The organism is Streptomyces albidoflavus, from assembly GCF_000719955.1.
GTDB classification, from domain to species: Bacteria; Actinomycetota; Actinomycetes; order Streptomycetales; family Streptomycetaceae; genus Streptomyces; species Streptomyces albidoflavus.
On the sequence record NZ_JOII01000011.1, the window covers coordinates 67,849 to 83,665 of the forward strand.

A 15,817-nucleotide genomic window follows, 5' to 3' on the forward strand; every position below is an offset into this window, starting at 1 on the left:
ACGGCTCCGAGCCGTACGCACCGCCCGCCCGTCCGCGAGCTGCGGACGCGTACCCGGCCGATCGACCGCCACCGCGCCGGCCGGGCCGCGTACGCCGTCCGCCCGCGACCTGTGAAGGGAACGCCATGGCCCAGGCCCGCACACCCGAGACCACCCAGGAACAGCGCGTCCACCCCGCCGACCGCCGCGACCTGCCCCGGCTCGTCCTGCTGGGCGCCTGCGGCTGCGGCTCCAGCTGCGGCTGCGGGTGCCAGTCCGGCGGCTCCTGCCAGTGCGGGGGCGGCTGCGGCTGACCCTCCGCCCGGCCCACGACCGCACCCGTGCGGTCGTGGGCCTCTCCGTGCCGGAATAACTGGACAAACGTCCAGGTTGTTCGTCCGGAAGATTCCCGCTGCAACGAAACGGAGCATCACGATGACGTGGGTCCTGCTGGCGTGCGCGATCCTCGCCGAGGTCACGGCGACGATCTCGCTACGGCTCTCCGAAGGCTTCTCGAAGATCGCCCCGTCGGTCGTCGTGGTCGTCGGCTACGTCACCGCCTTCACCCTGCTCGCCCTGGTCCTCAAGCGCGGCATGGCCATCGGCGTCGCCTACGGCATCTGGGCCGCCGCCGGCGTCGCCCTGGTCGCCCTGATCGGCGCGGCCTTCCTCGGCGACAGCCTGACCCCCGTCCAGTACGGCGGCCTGGTCCTGGTCGCCGCCGGTGTGGTCGCCCTGGAGGCCGGCGGTGCCCACTGAACCCGTGGCGGACGGCCGCCGGGCGCGCGGCGAGGAGACCCGGCGCCGCCTGCTGGACGCGACGGTCCGGGTGATCGAGCGGGACGGCGTCGCGGGGGTGACCCACCGTGCCGTCGCCGCCGAGGCGGGCGTCCCCAAGTCGGTCGCCTCGTACCACTACCCGGCCGTCGACGACCTCCTCACCGCCGCCCTGCGCGACAGCTCCGACGCCTACGCCCGCGACCTCGCCGCCCTGCTCCCCGAGGGGTACGGCCTGGGCGACCTCGCCGCCCACCTCACCGCCTGCCAGGAGGAGAACCGCTCCCGGGCGCTGGCCGAGTACGAGCTGTACCTCCAGGCGGCCCGCCGTCCGGCCCTGCGCCCGGCCGCCGCCCGCTGGACCGCCGTCCTCGCCGAGCTGGCCGCCCCCTTCACCACCGACCCCGCCACCGTCGCCACCCTCACGGCGACCCTGGACGGCCTCTTCCTCCAGGCCCTGCTGCGGGACGAGCCGGTGGACGCGGGCCGGGTGGAGGCGGCGATGCGGGTGGTGATCGAGGGGGCGGCCCGGTAGGTCAGCGGGCCGTCCGCCGGGTGTGCCAGTACCTCGGCCCGTCGTCCCCCGGCGTCTCGTGGTCGCTGCTCAGCACGGTGTCCGCCGCCAGGTCGGGGCGCTCGGCCGCGACGTAGTCGTCCTCGGCGGGCATCCACTCGCCCGTCCAGAGCGGCTCGGCCGCCGCCCCGTCGCGCTCCAGGCCGCGCCGGAGGCGCAGTGCGCGGGCGGCGCGGCAGAAGAGGCGGTGGTGGTAGTAGGGGCGGGCGGCGAGGTGGGTGCTGTAGACGCCCTCGACGATCAGCGGGGTACGGGCCGGGACCTCGACCCGCTCCCCGAGCCGGTCGCTTCCCCAGTCGTACCGCTCGTACGCCAGAGGCTCCCCGCGTGCGGCCGGGGCGAGGACCTGTTCGCGCAGGCGGCGCAGGTCGAAGCCGGGGCCGACGGGTGCGCCGGCCCGGGTGCGGTCGGCGCTGGGCAGGTGGAAGTCGTCGACGTGGACGATGTGGGCCTGCGGGAGGTGGCGGGCGAGCTGTCCGGCGAGGGTGCTCTTGCCGGAGGCGCCGGGTCCGTCCACGCCGAGCAGGTAGTGGCCGCCCCGGTCCCCGGCGCCGGCGCGGACGCGGGCGGCGTAGGCGGCGACGTCGAAGAGGGCGTACGGCCCGGATTCACCGGAGGTGGGGTCAGCCATGTCCGCCCTCCGTCCTCGCGGGGGTGTCCGTCGCGGTCCTGCGCCGGACCGTCTCGCGTGCCTCCTCGGGCAGCGCGTCGGCCGGCGCCAGGAGGGGCAGCAGCTCCGGTTCGCGGGTCAGGGCCCGGAAGGCGAGGGCCACCGTCACCTCGTGGCCGGGCCGGTGGACGATCTCCACCCGGTCCCCGGCGCGGATCTCCCCCTCCGCCACCACCCGCAGGTACGCCCCCGGCTCGGCGGCCACGGTGAACTCCTTGATCCACCCCGCCCGCTCCAGCCACCCCTGGAACGTCCCGCACGGCACCCGGGGTACCGCCACCTCCAGCACCACGTCCGCCCCGATCCGCCAGCGTTCGCCGATCAGGGCACCGTTGACGTCGAGGCCGCGCGTCGTGAGGTTCTCGCCGAAGGCGCCGCCGGCCAGGGGGCGTCCGAGCACCCCTTCCCAGCGGTCGAGGTCCTCGCGGGCGTACGCGTAGACGGCCTGGTCGGTGCCGCCGTGGTGGCGCACGTCGTAGACCCGGTCGCCCGCCAGCCCGACCTGTCCGTCCCCCTTGGGCCCCGGCGCGGACACCGCCACCGGACCCGCCACGGGACGCTTGTCGATCCCCGTGGTCGTCACGCCCTTCCAGGGGTTGGGACGGGGCACGCCGACGTTCACGGAAAGCAGTTCCATACCCGGAACGCTATGCGCACCACGCCCCCGCCGACCACGGATTTTTACCCGCGCCCGACCCCCACGGCCTCGTCGGCCGCCCGCGCCGACCCCTTCCACCAGGAGCTCACCGGCTCCCACACCTCGACGTACCGGCCGGCCCCCAACTCCCGCGCGGAGAAGGTCCGTCCGTGGTGCGAGGGGTCCGCCGCCACGGTCACGCCGCCGACCCGCCGGGTCTCGTCCCCGGGCGTCCCGACGGTCCGCACGGTCGCGTACGCCTCCTGCCCCGTCACCAGCCGGTACGGCCCGCTCTCCCCCGGCGGAACGTGCTGGGCCGCCCCGTCCAGGTTCCCGAAGGTGACGGTGGGCAGGCGGTCGACGGCGCAGGTGTGGCGCCCCCGGTTGGTCACGGTGATCCGGACGACGGTCTTGTCCCGGGCGTCCGCCCTGGCCCCGACCTCCACGGCGGAGGGGCGGCAGGTGGGGAGCGGGGCCGCCTGGACGGTGGCGGCCCCGGCCTGCGGGGCGACGGCGACGAGCGCCGCCCCGGCGGCGGTGAGAGCGAGCAGTGGACGGACACGCATGGGGTACCCCCTGTGTCGAACTCCGCCCGGGGCGAGCGCCTGCGGGCGGTTGTGGTCAGTTTGACCGGCTTGAGGGGGGCGAGGTTGTAGCGACGTCACCCGCACACGCACCTGACGACCCGGCTTCGCCCGATCGGGCACAGTTGCCGCAGCCGGGTTGCGCTTATTTCACTTGTTGCGAACAACTCGAATGCAACGGTGGAGGCGCCATGGGGAACGCAACCGGGAAAAAGCTCGAACCAGGCGTGGTGGACGCGGGCGACGCCCAGCGCGCACTGCGGCGGATCAACGACTACCTCTCAAGGACAGCCGGGAGCGACGACGACATCCAGGTACGCCTGGAAACCGGCGCCGACGACGAGGCGCTCGTCCTGCCACGGCCTGTGGCGGAGATGTTCGCCTCGATGCTGGCCGCCCTGGCCAACGGACAGGGCGTGCAGGTCATGCCGGTCGACGCCGAGCTGACCACCCAGCAGGCCGCCGACATGCTGAACGTCTCCCGCCCCTACCTGATCGGACTCCTCGAATCCGGCGAGATCCCCTTCAGGCTCGTGGGCCGCCACCGCCGCATCCGCTTCGCCGATCTGCACCAGTACATCCGGGAGGACGACTCTGCACGCAAGGGAGCAGCCGACGACCTGATGGAGCTGGACCAGGAGCTGGGACTGCTCTGACATGACCTTTGTCGTGCTCTACGACGCGTGCGTGCTGTACCCGAACACGCTGCGGGACCTCCTGATCAGAGTCGGCCGGAAAGGCTTCGTCCGGGCTCGGTGGACGGAGATGACCCTGGACGAGGTGGACCGGAGGCCGGCGAGCTCCGGCGGGGCGCCCCGGGCCGCGCGTGCTGTCAGGACACCGGTCCGCCGCCGCTCGGCGCGTTGCTCAGGTCGACCACGCAGAAGAGGTTGCCGTCCGGGTCGGACAGGACCACGAAGTCGGGCCGGGGCGGGTACAGCTGCCAGTCGACGGGCCGGGCTCCGAGCGCGGTCAGGCGGTCCACCTCCGCCCGCTGCTCCTCGGCCGAGTCCGTGAAGAGGTCGAGGTGGAGGCGGGGACGTGGCTCGGGCGGGGAATCGCTGAGCATCAGGGCCAGGGCGCGACCCGAGCCGTCGGCGTGATGGAGCGTCCGCCAGGTCTCGGACCGCCACTCCTCGGCGGCCACCAGATCCAGGGCTTCCGTCCAGAAGGTCACCGCCCTGGGGAGGTCCGTGACACCGATGACCGGGATACCGAGTCGCAGCATGCGAGCGACTCTAAAGGCCGGCCCACCGGATCAGGCCGAACGGAACCCGCCCGCCTTGACGCCCGCCACGAAGGAGGAGAACGCGGCGGCGTGGAGTTCGAGGACCGGGCCGCCCGGCGCCTTGGAGTCACGGACAGGGACGGTGCCGTGCGCGGCGGCCAGGTTGGTGGCCACCTCCACGCAGTTGCCGCCGTTGTTGCTGTACGTGGACGTGAACCAACGCGGGGACGGGGACGTGGACGCCATGGAAGTACCCCTTCGCAGACGGCTGTTCGTCAGCCGAGCGTAAGGCGCCGCCTCGCCCCGCGCGAGAGCGCCTCCGCGTCGTGGCCGGGACAGCAAGGAGCCCCGCCACCGCTCCCGCGACGGGAGGTGGACGGGGCTTCCTTGACGCTGTTCGCCTGGGTCAGGCCGAGCGGAACTCGCCCGCCTTGACGCCCGCCACGAAGGAGGAGAACGCGGCGGCCGGGACGCTGAGCACCGGTCCACTCACGACCTTGGAGTCACGAACAGGGACGGTGCCGCGCGAGGCGACGAGGTTCGTGGCGACCTCTACGCACTGGCCGCCGTTGTCGCTGTAGGAGGACTTGAACCAGCGGGGGGATTCGGTCGTCACGGGGTGCCCTTTCGTAACTGGTTGATCATGGCCACAGACGCCGCCTGGGACGGAGCCTCGGCCTGTAGCTGATGGTAGGCCGTCAGCAGAGGCAGTACTGACGTACTTTCCCGCTCCAGATGCCCTTGCTGAGCCGATTCGGCATATGACATCAGCGAACGATCCGGCATCGTGAGCAAGGTTATCGGCAGGTTGAAGGGTCGGCGAACACCCATGTCGAAAGTCGCCACCTGAAGCACGGTGTTGTGCAGGTCGGCGAACTCGACCAAATGCGCCAACTGTGCGTCCATGACCTTCGGGCTCCCGACGGGCCGACGGAGGCATCCCTCATCCAGAACCACGAAGACGAGCGGCGGAGGTTGCCGCTGGAGAACCGTCTGGCGTTCAGCGATCAAGCTGACCCGCTCGTCGGCCTGTTCAGCGGTGATCGCACCTCGTTTCACCGCGCTCTGCGCCAGGGCCTCGGCGTACTCCTGCGTTTGCAGCAGACCGGGCATGACGCCCACCTCGTACAACCGGACCTCTGCCGCGCGCCCCTCGTAGCCGATGAACTGCGGGAAGCCTTCGAGCAAGCTCCCCTGCTTCATCTCTCGCCACTTGCGCTCGAAGGACTCTTCCGAGCCAGACGTGCCGAAAACTCGGTCTAGTCGGCGGGAGAGACGCAAGGTCGGAAGCTTCCGACCAGTTTCCACGGCCGACATATGCGAACTGGCATATTCGACTTTGTCGGCCATCATCTGCTGTGTCCAGCCCAGTCCCTCTCTCAGCTCGCGCAAACGCGCGCCGTAAGCCGCCTGGGGACTGCTTTCCGGGTTCAGCTCCTTGCGATTCAAGGAGGCATCACCAACCTTCCGTGCTCAACTGTCACGTTGATCGCGCTTTGACTCTAGGTCAGCCTGAGTGCTCCCGGTAGCGAAATGGCTACAGAGAGGAACAGGCATGCCCGGATTGAACGTTGCCCCGGACGGGGACCCGGCAAGCGCCCGCGTCGACTGCGACTCCTGCGAGGAGTTCCGGCAGGGCGAGGCGGAGGCCAACGCCGAGCGGGACTGGAGCAGGGCGACCGACTGCCGCGTCCTGCTCAGACGGCACCAGGACTCGGCCGATTGCGTGGCCCCGGAGCCCCGGTGAACACGCCGGCCCCGCCCGACGAACCCCCCGGCGGACCGGACGAGCCCGCCGAACCGGCGGAGGACTCCCCGCAGTTGCGGCGCCTGCGGGCCCGCATCGCCGAGGAGAACCGCCTGCGCCGCTGGCTCCGGCGCGCCCTATGACCGCGCCCGGAGCCTGCCCGGCGACGGGCGTCGAGTACCTCGCCGAGGTCCACGGGGGTGCGGCCGCCTCCTCCGTGTTCCTCGGCGGGGTCGTCGCCCCGACCCGCCGCCTCGCCCTGCGGTGGCTGCGCCGCCAGGCCCACCGCCTCGCCGACGCCCTCGACCCCGATCCGCACACGACCCGCCTGCCCGCGCAGGCACTGCGCCCCACGCCCCGTACCGCCGAGCACGCTCCGGCCCAACTCCGCTTCTGGGCCGCCGACCCGGACTACGCCGAGGAGGCCGCCGACCGCCTGGCCGCCGGCTACCCGTACCGCTTCACCGCCCGCGAGGGCCCGGCCTGGTATCAGCTCACCGCCCGGCCCCTGCTCATCCCCGCAAGCTCCGTCCGGCCGCCCGCGTGACGGCGGCGGCCGGACGGCCCCCCATCCCGACCGAGGAGACACCGTGACCACGCCGAACCCATCCCCCGACGACGACCGGCCCGACCCGCCGGGCACCCCGGAGCCGGACCAGCCCCGGCCGGAGCCCCCGGACGCTCCCCGGTACGTGCGCTGCCCGATGCTGGGCTGCGGCAGGCTCCACGAGGTGACCGACTGGTGAGGGGCGGTCAGGCCGCCAGGGATTCCCGCTCGCGCTCGGCGACGCCCTGCTGTTCGGCCGCGTCCAACGCGTCGGCCACGTAGCGCAGTTCCTCCAGGAGGCGGGTCGCCTCCACCACCAGGACGCCGAAGGGGCGGTGCGGGTCGGTGAGCGGGAGCTCCTGGCGGTCCGCCTGGCCGAGCACCTCTTCCAACGCGCGCTCCGCCACCTCGTCGGCCTCGCGCAGGCGCGTGGTGCGTTCCGGGATGCGGTCGAGGTCGAGCTCGGTGAGGACGTCGACGGCGTCGGCCAGCGCGGCCAGGTAGACGCTGTAGGCGGTGAGCAGCGGGGCGGAGGAGTAGGTGTTCTCCGTCTCGCGCCACTGTTCGAGGCTGCGGATCAGGGAGTTGAGCTGGTAGACGACCCGGTCCATCGCACTGAGGACCTGGCGGTAGCGGTGGAATCCGGTGATCCGCCGGTGCGAGGGAAGCAGCCGGCGGGGGTTGCGGCGCAGGCTCGCGTCCCCCGTCTCCAGCGCCGCCCGCGCCTGCACGGCCGCCCGGTGGGCCCGCTCGCCGCCGGCCCGCCACTCCCGCGTCCGCTCCGGAGCGTACTCCCCGGCCTCCAGCCCCTCGGCCACGGCCCGGAGCAGGCCGCGGATCTCGCAGGCGAAGGAGCGCAGGCCCTGTTCGGCGCTGCGGTAGCGCAGCGGCGGTGCCAGACAGACGTTGACCACCAGGCCGATCCCGCAGCCGACGAGGACCAGCGCCACGATCTCCCCGAGCATGGTGGCCCGGGTGAGCGTGGTGGAGGCGGAGGTGAAGGCCGAGAAGGCGAAGAACGCGGCGGTGGGGACCTGCGCGCTCTGCTCACCGAGCCCCTTCCACTGCCCGATGGCCAGGGCCACCAAGGCAACCACCAGGAAGACGGAGAGTCCGGTTCCCAGCAGGAACCCGGCCACGGCCTGCACGGTGACGCCCACCGTGACGGCCGCGGTGTAGCGGAGTGCCTGGCGGATCGAGGTGTCCACGGTCGTGTTGACGGCCAGGAGCGCCGAGAACGGGGCGAAGGCCGGCGACTCGAAGCCCAGGACCTCCTTCGCCAGCCACCAGGAGACCGTGGCCGCCAGCGCGCTCTTGAGCACCAGCAGGACGAGGTTGCGCTCATGGCCCGGGTGCCGGAACACCGCCGCCCCCGCACGTCCCGTCCTCTTGAGAAAACCCACTGCCGCCATGTGCGCCACCGTCCTGCGCGCGGCACCGTACGCCCGGTCCGCCGCCGTATAGCTCTCCTTCGCCTCCGGCCGCTTCCTGACCTGGCTCACACTTCCGTGCCCGCTTCACACCGTGGCATACGTCGGCCCCCAAGGCTCAACCACGGATCTGTGAACCCGCCCACCCCGGCCCCTCAGACGTGCCCCGTCCCGGGCCCCACCCCGCGCATCCGCCCGTCGTGGCCTGCCAGGTCGCGCAGGAACACGCCGAAGCCACCCGGGGCCCGGGGCGTGGTGCGGCCCGAGGTCAGCACCGGGCACGCGTCGGTGCGGAGCACCCGCGCCGTGCCGGGCAGGGCCTCCACCAGGGCCCGGTCCTCCCCGCAGGCCACGGGGGGAAATCCGCCCGCGGCACGGTAGGCGTCGGCGCGGACTCCGAGGTTGGCGCCGTGGACGTGCGGGTGCACCCAGCCCGGCCCCGCCCGGTCGGCGAAGTAATGGGCGTCGTGCCGGACGCGCAGCGCCGCCGGCACGGGCGGGAGCGGGGCGATGCGGATGGTGCCGAGCACGCAGTCCCAGCCCTGCCCGGCGGCCTCCAGCTGCCGGGCGAGCCAGGAGGGCCGTACGACGCAGTCGGCGTCGGTGGTGACGATCCAGGTCTCCTCTGCCGGGGCGCGGCAGAGCCGCAGGGCGTGCTCGACGGCGGCGGCACGGGCGGCCCCGGCCTTGCCGTGGGCGACCTCCACCACGCGGGCACCGTGCCGCGCGGCGACGGCCGCCGTGGCGTCCTCACACGCGTCGGCGGCCACCACCAGGTGCGTCTCCCGCACCCCCGGCAGCCCGTCAAAGGCCAGTGCGCGGCGGATCGACCGGAGCGCGGCGGGCAGCGACGCCGCCTCGTCGTGCGCGGGCACGGCGATCACCAGGGAGCTGACGGCGCCGCTCACACCAGCCCCTCGGCCTCGGCGGGGGTGGGCGGCAGGGACCCGTCCGCGAACGGGCGGGTGAACGTCCCAAGGACGAAGTCGGGGTCACGGAAACCGGGCCCGGGCACCAGCCCGGCACGCGCTTCCAGCACGGGCGTGAGCTGGGAACCGGTCAGCCGGTGCTCGGGCACCTCGTGGTCCCAGTGCACGGTCACAAGCGTGCCGCCGGGCTCCAGCGAGCGGACGGTGTTCGCCAGGAGCCGGTCCAGCCGCTCGTCGTCGAAGTAGTAGAGCAGCTCGGAGAGGACCACGAGGTCGAAGCCGCCCTCCGGCCACTCCTCGGGCACCGCCATCCGCCTGACCCGCACGTGCGGGAGGTCCGCGGTGCGCGCGGCGGCCTCCTCGACGGCGGTGGCGACCCGGTCGGCGGCCACCACCTCCTCGCACCGTCCGGCGAGCATCCGGGTCAGCACCCCGACCGAGCAGCCCGGTTCGAAGGCCCGCCGGTAGCGGCGCCGGGGGAGCGAGGCGAGCGTGAGGGTGTACTTGCGGTGCTCGTACCAGCGGTCGGCGAGCCGCCACGGGTCGGGCGCGTCCGCGTACATCCCGGTGAAGTAGGACTCGGGGGTGGAGTCGTTCACGACAGGTCCGTTTCCACGATGACGGTCTCGAAGTCACGCTGGTGATGGGCGAGTTCCTCCGGCGGGAGGATGACGGCCGGATGGTCGGGCAGCGGCGCGGTCTGGGTGCGGAAGCGGCGCACCGCCGCCCGCTTGCGCGCCCGCTGCGCCGCGGACAGCGGCAGGCGGTGACAGCGGGTCCACGGCACCCGGGCGTCCTCGGGCACGGCCCAGTGCCACATCCACACCGGGTACTGCCACAGCGGGACGCCCACCGAGGCGGCGGCGGTGCGCGCGGCCCGGCCGACCGCCTCGTGGTCGGCGTGCAGATCACCGCGCCACGGCGCCACGCACAGTCCGGCCCCGGTGGAGCGCAACAGCTCGGCCACCGTACGGGCCAGCACCGTCTCGTGGGCGCCGACACGGGTGTCGGCCAGCGCGAGCCGGTGACGGGTCCGGCGGTCCACGCCGAGCGCGTCCAGCGCCTCGGCAAGTTCCCGGCGGCGGGCGCGGGCGAGCGCCTCGGGCGGCAGCACCCTGCTGCCCGGGTGGGACGCCTCCCCGTCGGTCGCCGTCAGCACGTGCACCTCGCGCCGTTCGGCGGCCAGCCGCGCGGCCGTCCCGCCGAACCCCAGGACCTCGTCGTCGGGATGGGCGGCCAGCACCAGCACCGGGCCCTCGGGGAGGGCCGGTTCCGGCCACTCGCCCGGCGCTGGCCACGCGGCCCACTCCCGCTCGTCGGTCCCGGCGGCCTCGATCGCGCGGGCCGCTTCCGACGCGGCCGGCTCCCGGTCCGGTCCGGGCGCACTCACAGGGCGCTCTCCGGGTCGCTCTTCGCCCCGGCGAGGTGGGCGCCGAGGGCCGCGAGGTCACGCTCGGCGTGGTGCTGGCGGATGTACACCGTCAGGTCCGCCACCCGCTGGGCGTGCTCCATGTCGTGGCACAGCGGTCCGGCGCCCAGGGCCCTGCCGACCTCGTCCAGCACCCGGGCGCAGACGTCGGCCACCAGCGCGCGCACGCGCGACGCACGCACCTCGGCCCGGCCCTCACGGTCCCGTGGGTCCCGGTCGACGGCGTCGGCCGCCGCCGCCAGCGCGCACACGGCTCCGTGGAGCGCGACGTCCACCGCCCCGAGATGGGCGGCGAGCAGCGCGTCCGGTTCCTTACGGCCCGCCTTCGCCCGCAGGGCGTCGGCGACGCCCTGCGCCCCGCCGAGCCAGCAGGCGGCCACCCCGATGCCGCCGTGCCAGAAGCCGGGACGGCGCAGGTAGGCGTCCACGTCGCCGACCGGCCGGGCCGGCACCTGGGCGAACCGCACGTCCGGCGAGTCGCTGCCCGCCATGCCCACGGCCTGCCAGGTCCCGGCCACCGGGGTGTACCCGGGCCCGCCGGTGGCCACCGCGAACAGCCTGCGACCCGCGTCGGTGTCGGCGGTCACCAGGGCGTGGGTGCAGCTGTGCGCACCCGAGCAGTAGGGCTTCACACCGTCGAGCAGCCAGTCGTCCCCCGGGCCCTGCCGCGCGGTGAGGACGGCTCCGGGCGGCTGGGCGGCCCAGACGGCCCAGCGCTCACCGGGGCCCGCGGGCGGGGCACCGAGTTCGGACAGGATCGCGAGGGCGTCGGCGTGCCCCTCGGCGAGCCGGGCGAGGGAGAGGTCGGCGAGGGCGAGGTCGTGCAGGACCCGCAGGCGTCGCCGGGTCCGGCCGGCGCCCGGGAGCGGCAGGCCGGCGGGGTGGCCGTGGTCCACCCAGCGGGCGAAGCGCTCGGCCGCCGCCCTGCGCAGCACGTCGCCGTCCGGGCCGCCGCGAGCGGACGGGTCAAGGGGGAAGGTCATACCTCCCGGATTCTCGCTGTCGCCGCTTTCACGCCTCCCCCGACACGCTCGTGAATCCGTTCACGCATGAGTGGGCGGCCACGGGACACACGTACATCATCCGCACAGGAAAGGGGCCGTCCTCCCATGATCACTCCGCATCCTCAGCGCCTTCGTACGCTGCTGGCCCGCTACGCCCAGGCCCGCATCGCCCACTTCGAGAACGAGGGCGAGGCCACCCGCAGGGCCCTGGAGGACGCCACCTACACCCTCTGCGTCACCACGGGCACGTCCACGGCCGAGGCCGCGCTGCACCGCGCGGACGACCTGCTGGCCGGGTCGGCGGCCCCGTACCGCAGCACCGTCCGGGACCAGGGCGAACGGGCGATGGCCGCCTGAGGACCGCCCACGGCGCCGGCCCCCGCGTCCCGCGACACGCCGCCCCCGCCCCGTAACAGGAATCGTTTACGTGTAACAGTCACGTATGAAGGAAAGGCGGACCGGAACGGCTCGCCCCGCAGCGCAGGTCTACGTGATCAGCAAGGCTCGCTCACGGCGAGCAGACATCACGACCGCAAGGACGACCGATGCGCGCTCAGAAGATCACCCTCGCCACGCTGGCCCTCGTCACGGGCCTCACCCTCACCGCCTGCCAGGGCGACGACACCGCCGCGAGCACCGACGACGCCGCCCCCGCGGCCTCCTCCCCGGCCGGGGACGACGGCGGCGCCGGCAAGGAGACGGTCGAGGAGACGGCGGCGGCGTCCGGCGGCGACACCGCCTCGGACGCGCCCGAGGGCAGCGGCGGCGGGCAGATCAACACCGGGCCCTGCAAGACGGCGAACCTCGACATCTCCGGCGCCCACGGCATGGGCGAGGGCACCATCCACATCGCCTTCAAGAACACCGGGGACGCCTGCTACCTCAAGGGGTTCCCGGGCGTCGACCTCAAGGCCGACAGCGGCCCGGGCAGCATCAACGCCAACCGCAGCGACCTCGCCACCCCGAGCGTCGTCCTCAAGACCGGCGAGTCGACCCGCGCCACCCTCCACTACCCGGCCAACCACTCCGGCGGCTCCGGCGTCGACATCACCCTGCTGGAGATCACCCCGCCCGAGGAGACCCACTCCAAGAGGATCCCGACCAAGATCAACGTGCCCGTCTCCGACAGCTCCACCTCGGACGAGGTCATCATCGACCCGGTGGGCACCGGGAAGCAGTAGCGGCCACGGGCGGAATCCGGCCACCGAGGGGCATGCCCCACTCACCCCGGGTGAGCATGGAGAGCGCGTTCCGGGACAGATGTGTCTGCGAGACCATCCGGCCCGAAGACCCGAGGAAGGCACCTCCATGGCCCCGCTCACCGCCCAGCACCTGCGCGTCCTGCTGTCCCGGTACGCCGAAGCCCGTATAGCGCAGTTCGAACACGACACCGCACCCAACCGGCGGGCGCTCAAGGAGGCGGCCGAGGTCCTGTGCAGCGCCACCAGATCGCCCGACATCAAGGCCGCCCTGTTCAAGGCGGACGACCTGCTGGCGGCCGGGGCTCCCGAACTCCACCTGCCCAGACGGGCGGCCGGGGCGCGGGAGACCTCCCGGGTCCTGATGACCTGAGGGCCCGGCCGCCGGGCACGCCGGGACCGGGAACGCGTTCAGCGGCCGGCCCCGGCCACCCCGTGCCGGCGGGAGACCTCGTCCCAGGTGTCGCCCGGACTGACGCCCACCGGGCGCCGGAACGCGTCGTAGCCGATCCGGCGCGGCCCCTCCAGCTGCAGCCAGCTCTGCCGCCCGTCCTCCCCGGGCAGCCGCAACGCCCGGTACTGGCGCGGGAACCGGCTCTTGTCCTGGCTGGTGATCTTCAGCACCTCGGCCGCCCGGGGCCCGCACCGCAGCACCAGACACGGCCGGTCCTTGCCGTCGTGCCCCTCCTCGAAGGGCACGTACGCGAACCAGATCTGGCCCGGTCGCGGCCGCGAGCCCGGCGCCGGTTCCGGGACGGGGCCCGTACGGCGAAGGGCGAGGGAGACAGCCGCGAGGCGACGCGGTTCACGGACCAGGGCGCGGCCCGCCAGGAAGAACATCCCGAGGGTGGCGATCCCGGCGGCGCCGAGACCGGCGTCCGCGTCATGCCCCACCAGGCCGAGCAGCGCGCCGAGCAGCACCGTCAGCACCAGCCCGGCGGCCAGGAAAACCCCGGTCACCGCCAGCGTGCGGTAGAGCGCCGGGAGCGCGACCGGGCCGCCCGTCCGGCGACGGGCCGACGCCCTGGCGAACTGGTGGCCGTACGCCGTCAGCAGGGCGAGCAGCGGGAGCAGGAGCAGGGCGGAGGGCAGTGCGGAGGTGCGGCCGGGCAGGCCGGGGACCACGGTGGTGTTCAGCCAGGCGGACATCAGCACGAAGCCGGCGAAGGCGACCGGGGTCACGATCAGGGTCGCGCCGCCCAGCAGGCAGCCGCTCCCCGCGCCGGCGGCACGGCTCCTCAAACGCCCGCGAATCGTTTCCTCGTCCATCGCTCCCCCTCGGGCCACGGGCCCCGGCCGGGCACCTCCCCGTACTGATGCCCTGGACCGGGGCCCTCACGTCAGCGAACCAGAGGGCGGCGGAGGTGTCTGCGCACCCCGGCACGGTCCGGGTGTGAACGAGTGCACAGTTCCCGGCCTCCTCGCGAAGTCGCGAAGTCCCGACGGATTCACCCGTTCGCAGCGCGCCACCGAGCCGGGGCCGCCCGCCCCCTTGCCCGCCCGCCTCGCGACACTTATTTTACGCACGAGTAAGTACGCGCATCGGGAGGGGAGTTGACATGACCGCCTATCAGACCGTCATGGTCGGCACGGACGGTTCCGAGTCGTCTTTCGCGGCGGTCGAGGGGGCCGCGCGGCTCGCCGCCGTCTGCGGGGCCGAACTCGTCGTGGTCTGCGCGTACGTACCGATGCGCGGGCCCGAACTGGTCCGCGCCCAGGACCAGCTGGGGGCCGAGGCGTACCAGGTCGTGGGGTCGGCCCCGGCCGAGGACACCCTGCAGACCGCCCGCGACCGGGCCCGCGCGCAGGGCGCGGAACGGGTGCGCTCCCTGGCGGTGGAGGACGAACCGGTGGCCGCGCTGGCCCGGGCCGCGCGGGAGTGCGCGGCCGATCTGCTGGTCGTCGGCAACCGGGGCCTGCGCTCCCTGGCCGGGCGGCTGCTGGGCTCCGTACCGGCCGACATCGCCCGCAAGGCACCGGTCGACGTGCTCATCGTGCACACCACATGAGCGCCGGGGCGGGGGCCGGAAACGGGGACGGGGACGGGGACAAGGCGCGGGCCGGGGAGCCGCACCCCGCCGTCGAGGAGCTGCTGCTCGGCGGCGGCCGGGCCTACACGCGGCAGGAGATCGCCGAACGGGCCGGGGTCGGGCCCGAACGCACCCGGCAGATCTGGCGGGCCCTCGGCTTCGCCGCCGTCGACGACGACGCGCGGGTCTTCACCGACGCGGACGCCGAGGCACTGCGCGCCGGCGAACGGCTCATCGCGGCCGGGCTCATCACCGAGGAGAGCGAGACGATGATGGCCCGCGCCCTGGGCCACCACCTCTCCCGCCTCGCCGAATGGCAGATCCACGCCCTGTGGACCTGGGCGGGCCGCGACCCCGCCCGCCCGGTGGACGGCGCGGCCCTGCTGGAACACGCCGCCGTCCTCCTCCCGGAGATGGAACTGCTGCAACGCCACGTCTGGCGCCGCCACCTCGCCGCCTACGCCGGGCGCGCCCTGGCCGGGGCCGCCGCGCCCGGCGGGCACGGGGAGGCGCGCCAGAGCGGGGACGTCCGCGAACGGGCCGTCGGCTTCACCGACATGGTCGGCTACACCCGGATGACCCGCGGCCTGGACAGCACCGCCCTCGGCCGCGTCCTCGACCGCTTCGAGACCCTCACCGGCGACGTGGTCGCCGAGGGACGCGGCCGGGTCGTCAAAACCATCGGCGACGAAGTCCTGTACGTCTGCGAGTCCGCCGCCTCGGCCGCCGACATCGCCCTCGAACTCACCGCCCGCGCCGAGGCCGAACCGGACCTCCCCCGCCTGCGCACCGGCCTCGCCCACGGCCCCGTCCTCAGCCGCTTCGGCGACGTCTACGGCTCCGCCGTCAACATCGCCGCCCGCCTCACCGCCGTCGCCCGCCCCGAAACGGTCCTGGTCAACACGGAACTGGCCGGGGAACTGGCGGGCGACACCTCCTACACCCTGAAGGTGCTGCGACCGGTGTCGGTCCGGGGGTACAGCCGACTGCGGCCGGTACTGCTGCGGCGGGGGCGGGGGGCGGGCTGAGCCCCGGTCACCGCTGCCGTTCCCC

Annotated in this window: 26 protein-coding genes; 13 read left to right on the plus strand and 13 right to left on the minus strand. The window is 73.9% G+C overall.

Features of this window, described 5'->3' with window-relative positions; all coding sequences use genetic code 11:
* Nucleotides 1-125 precede the first annotated feature (125 nt).
* From IF45_RS33305 to IF45_RS0114570, 3 genes are all read left to right on the plus strand, one after another.
* Nucleotides 126-293, plus strand: coding sequence for a hypothetical protein (locus IF45_RS33305; protein ID WP_003949790.1), 168 nt, complete (start codon nt 126-128; stop codon nt 291-293).
* 121 nt (nt 294-414) lie between these two features.
* Complete coding sequence (locus tag IF45_RS0114565; protein ID WP_003949789.1) at nt 415-738, plus strand: DMT family transporter; 324 nt, start codon at nt 415-417, stop codon at nt 736-738.
* Nucleotides 728-1,291 carry a TetR/AcrR family transcriptional regulator gene (locus IF45_RS0114570; RefSeq protein ID WP_026235414.1) on the plus strand — a complete coding sequence of 188 codons (564 nt, stop codon included), beginning with the start codon at nt 728-730 and terminating at the stop codon, nt 1,289-1,291. Before IF45_RS0114565 ends, IF45_RS0114570 begins: the two co-directional genes overlap by 11 nt.
* A gap of 1 nt (nt 1,292) precedes the next feature.
* On the opposite strand, the gene IF45_RS0114575 is transcribed toward IF45_RS0114570, so the two are convergent.
* Genes IF45_RS0114575 through IF45_RS0114585 form a run of 3 tightly spaced genes read right to left on the minus strand, consistent with a single transcriptional unit; the run spans nt 1,293 to nt 3,203 of the window.
* Entirely contained in the window at nt 1,293-1,961 is a 669-nt protein-coding gene (locus IF45_RS0114575) for a uridine kinase family protein (protein WP_030307795.1), read from the minus strand.
* The gene (locus IF45_RS0114580; protein ID WP_026235415.1) at nt 1,954-2,637 is read right to left on the minus strand and encodes an MOSC domain-containing protein; all 684 of its coding nucleotides are present in this window, start codon (nt 2,635-2,637) and stop codon (nt 1,954-1,956) included. The genes IF45_RS0114575 and IF45_RS0114580 overlap by 8 nt, the downstream gene beginning before the upstream one ends.
* A 44-nt stretch (nt 2,638-2,681) precedes the next feature.
* Nucleotides 2,682-3,203, minus strand: coding sequence for a DUF4232 domain-containing protein (locus IF45_RS0114585; RefSeq protein WP_008410291.1), 522 nt, complete (start codon nt 3,201-3,203; stop codon nt 2,682-2,684).
* Nucleotides 3,204-3,412: 209 nt separating this feature from the next.
* Here IF45_RS0114585 and IF45_RS0114590 point away from each other — a divergent pair, with 209 nt between their 5' ends.
* Complete coding sequence (locus IF45_RS0114590; protein WP_030307796.1) at nt 3,413-3,877, plus strand: helix-turn-helix domain-containing protein; 465 nt, start codon at nt 3,413-3,415, stop codon at nt 3,875-3,877.
* Between the two features lie 176 nt (nt 3,878-4,053).
* On the opposite strand, the gene IF45_RS0114595 is transcribed toward IF45_RS0114590, so the two are convergent.
* The 4 genes from IF45_RS0114595 to IF45_RS0114610 form a co-directional block, all read right to left on the minus strand.
* Nucleotides 4,054-4,449, minus strand: coding sequence for a VOC family protein (locus IF45_RS0114595; protein ID WP_008410295.1), 396 nt, complete (start codon nt 4,447-4,449; stop codon nt 4,054-4,056).
* Nucleotides 4,450-4,479: 30 nt separating this feature from the next.
* Entirely contained in the window at nt 4,480-4,695 is a 216-nt protein-coding gene (locus IF45_RS0114600) for a DUF397 domain-containing protein (protein ID WP_003949782.1), read from the minus strand.
* A gap of 160 nt (nt 4,696-4,855) precedes the next feature.
* On the minus strand, nt 4,856-5,065 hold the full coding sequence (locus IF45_RS0114605; protein WP_030307798.1) for a DUF397 domain-containing protein: 210 nt from the start codon (nt 5,063-5,065) through the stop codon (nt 4,856-4,858).
* Entirely contained in the window at nt 5,062-5,898 is an 837-nt protein-coding gene (locus tag IF45_RS0114610) for a helix-turn-helix domain-containing protein (protein WP_030307800.1), read from the minus strand. Before IF45_RS0114610 ends, IF45_RS0114605 begins: the two co-directional genes overlap by 4 nt.
* Before the next feature lie 106 nt (nt 5,899-6,004).
* Here IF45_RS0114610 and IF45_RS0114615 point away from each other — a divergent pair, with 106 nt between their 5' ends.
* The 4 genes from IF45_RS0114615 to IF45_RS33315 are packed head-to-tail and all read left to right on the plus strand — an operon-like array spanning nt 6,005 to nt 6,942.
* Nucleotides 6,005-6,196 carry a hypothetical protein gene (locus IF45_RS0114615; RefSeq protein ID WP_003949779.1) on the plus strand — a complete coding sequence of 64 codons (192 nt, stop codon included), beginning with the start codon at nt 6,005-6,007 and terminating at the stop codon, nt 6,194-6,196.
* Nucleotides 6,193-6,339 (plus strand): hypothetical protein, encoded by a 147-nt coding sequence (locus IF45_RS33310; RefSeq protein ID WP_003949778.1) that lies wholly within the window; start codon nt 6,193-6,195, stop codon nt 6,337-6,339. The genes IF45_RS0114615 and IF45_RS33310 overlap by 4 nt, the downstream gene beginning before the upstream one ends.
* Nucleotides 6,336-6,743 carry a hypothetical protein gene (locus tag IF45_RS0114625; RefSeq protein WP_008406886.1) on the plus strand — a complete coding sequence of 136 codons (408 nt, stop codon included), beginning with the start codon at nt 6,336-6,338 and terminating at the stop codon, nt 6,741-6,743. The genes IF45_RS33310 and IF45_RS0114625 overlap by 4 nt, the downstream gene beginning before the upstream one ends.
* 43 nt (nt 6,744-6,786) lie before the next feature.
* Nucleotides 6,787-6,942 carry a hypothetical protein gene (locus IF45_RS33315; protein WP_010643642.1) on the plus strand — a complete coding sequence of 52 codons (156 nt, stop codon included), beginning with the start codon at nt 6,787-6,789 and terminating at the stop codon, nt 6,940-6,942.
* A gap of 7 nt (nt 6,943-6,949) precedes the next feature.
* Here IF45_RS33315 and IF45_RS0114635 read toward each other — a convergent pair whose 3' ends face one another.
* The 5 genes from IF45_RS0114635 to IF45_RS0114655 form a co-directional block, all read right to left on the minus strand.
* Entirely contained in the window at nt 6,950-8,107 is a 1,158-nt protein-coding gene (locus IF45_RS0114635) for an FUSC family protein (RefSeq protein ID WP_030307802.1), read from the minus strand.
* Between the two features lie 221 nt (nt 8,108-8,328).
* Nucleotides 8,329-9,081 carry a glycosyltransferase family 2 protein gene (locus IF45_RS0114640; RefSeq protein WP_003949775.1) on the minus strand — a complete coding sequence of 251 codons (753 nt, stop codon included), beginning with the start codon at nt 9,079-9,081 and terminating at the stop codon, nt 8,329-8,331.
* A complete protein-coding gene (locus IF45_RS0114645; RefSeq protein WP_030307804.1) occupies nt 9,078-9,701 on the minus strand; it encodes an SAM-dependent methyltransferase in 624 nt (207 codons plus the stop codon). Before IF45_RS0114645 ends, IF45_RS0114640 begins: the two co-directional genes overlap by 4 nt.
* On the minus strand, nt 9,698-10,492 hold the full coding sequence (locus tag IF45_RS0114650; protein ID WP_003949773.1) for a PIG-L deacetylase family protein: 795 nt from the start codon (nt 10,490-10,492) through the stop codon (nt 9,698-9,700). The genes IF45_RS0114645 and IF45_RS0114650 overlap by 4 nt, the downstream gene beginning before the upstream one ends.
* Complete coding sequence (locus tag IF45_RS0114655; protein ID WP_003949772.1) at nt 10,489-11,514, minus strand: acyl-CoA dehydrogenase family protein; 1,026 nt, start codon at nt 11,512-11,514, stop codon at nt 10,489-10,491. The genes IF45_RS0114650 and IF45_RS0114655 overlap by 4 nt, the downstream gene beginning before the upstream one ends.
* 126 nt (nt 11,515-11,640) lie before the next feature.
* Here IF45_RS0114655 and IF45_RS0114660 point away from each other — a divergent pair, with 126 nt between their 5' ends.
* The 3 genes from IF45_RS0114660 to IF45_RS0114670 all read left to right on the plus strand — a co-directional run bounded on the left by IF45_RS0114660 (nt 11,641) and on the right by IF45_RS0114670 (nt 13,107).
* Nucleotides 11,641-11,892 (plus strand): DUF5133 domain-containing protein, encoded by a 252-nt coding sequence (locus IF45_RS0114660; protein WP_010643651.1) that lies wholly within the window; start codon nt 11,641-11,643, stop codon nt 11,890-11,892.
* Nucleotides 11,893-12,080: 188 nt separating this feature from the next.
* Nucleotides 12,081-12,716 (plus strand): DUF4232 domain-containing protein, encoded by a 636-nt coding sequence (locus IF45_RS0114665; RefSeq protein WP_003949770.1) that lies wholly within the window; start codon nt 12,081-12,083, stop codon nt 12,714-12,716.
* A 127-nt stretch (nt 12,717-12,843) separates the two neighbouring features.
* Nucleotides 12,844-13,107: a DUF5133 domain-containing protein gene (locus IF45_RS0114670; protein ID WP_015507422.1), complete on the plus strand. Its 264-nt coding sequence runs from the start codon at nt 12,844-12,846 to the stop codon at nt 13,105-13,107.
* Nucleotides 13,108-13,145: 38 nt separating this feature from the next.
* Here IF45_RS0114670 and IF45_RS0114675 read toward each other — a convergent pair whose 3' ends face one another.
* Nucleotides 13,146-13,976: a putative type II toxin-antitoxin system PemK/MazF family toxin gene (locus IF45_RS0114675; protein WP_239469446.1), complete on the minus strand. Its 831-nt coding sequence runs from the start codon at nt 13,974-13,976 to the stop codon at nt 13,146-13,148.
* A 317-nt stretch (nt 13,977-14,293) separates the two neighbouring features.
* Between IF45_RS0114675 and IF45_RS0114680 the strand changes: the two genes are divergently transcribed.
* Nucleotides 14,294-14,743, plus strand: a complete 450-nt coding sequence (locus IF45_RS0114680; protein ID WP_003949767.1) for a universal stress protein — start codon at nt 14,294-14,296, stop codon at nt 14,741-14,743.
* Nucleotides 14,740-15,792 carry an adenylate/guanylate cyclase domain-containing protein gene (locus tag IF45_RS0114685; RefSeq protein ID WP_030307807.1) on the plus strand — a complete coding sequence of 351 codons (1,053 nt, stop codon included), beginning with the start codon at nt 14,740-14,742 and terminating at the stop codon, nt 15,790-15,792. Before IF45_RS0114680 ends, IF45_RS0114685 begins: the two co-directional genes overlap by 4 nt.
* The last annotated feature ends 25 nt before the right edge of the window (nt 15,793-15,817 follow it).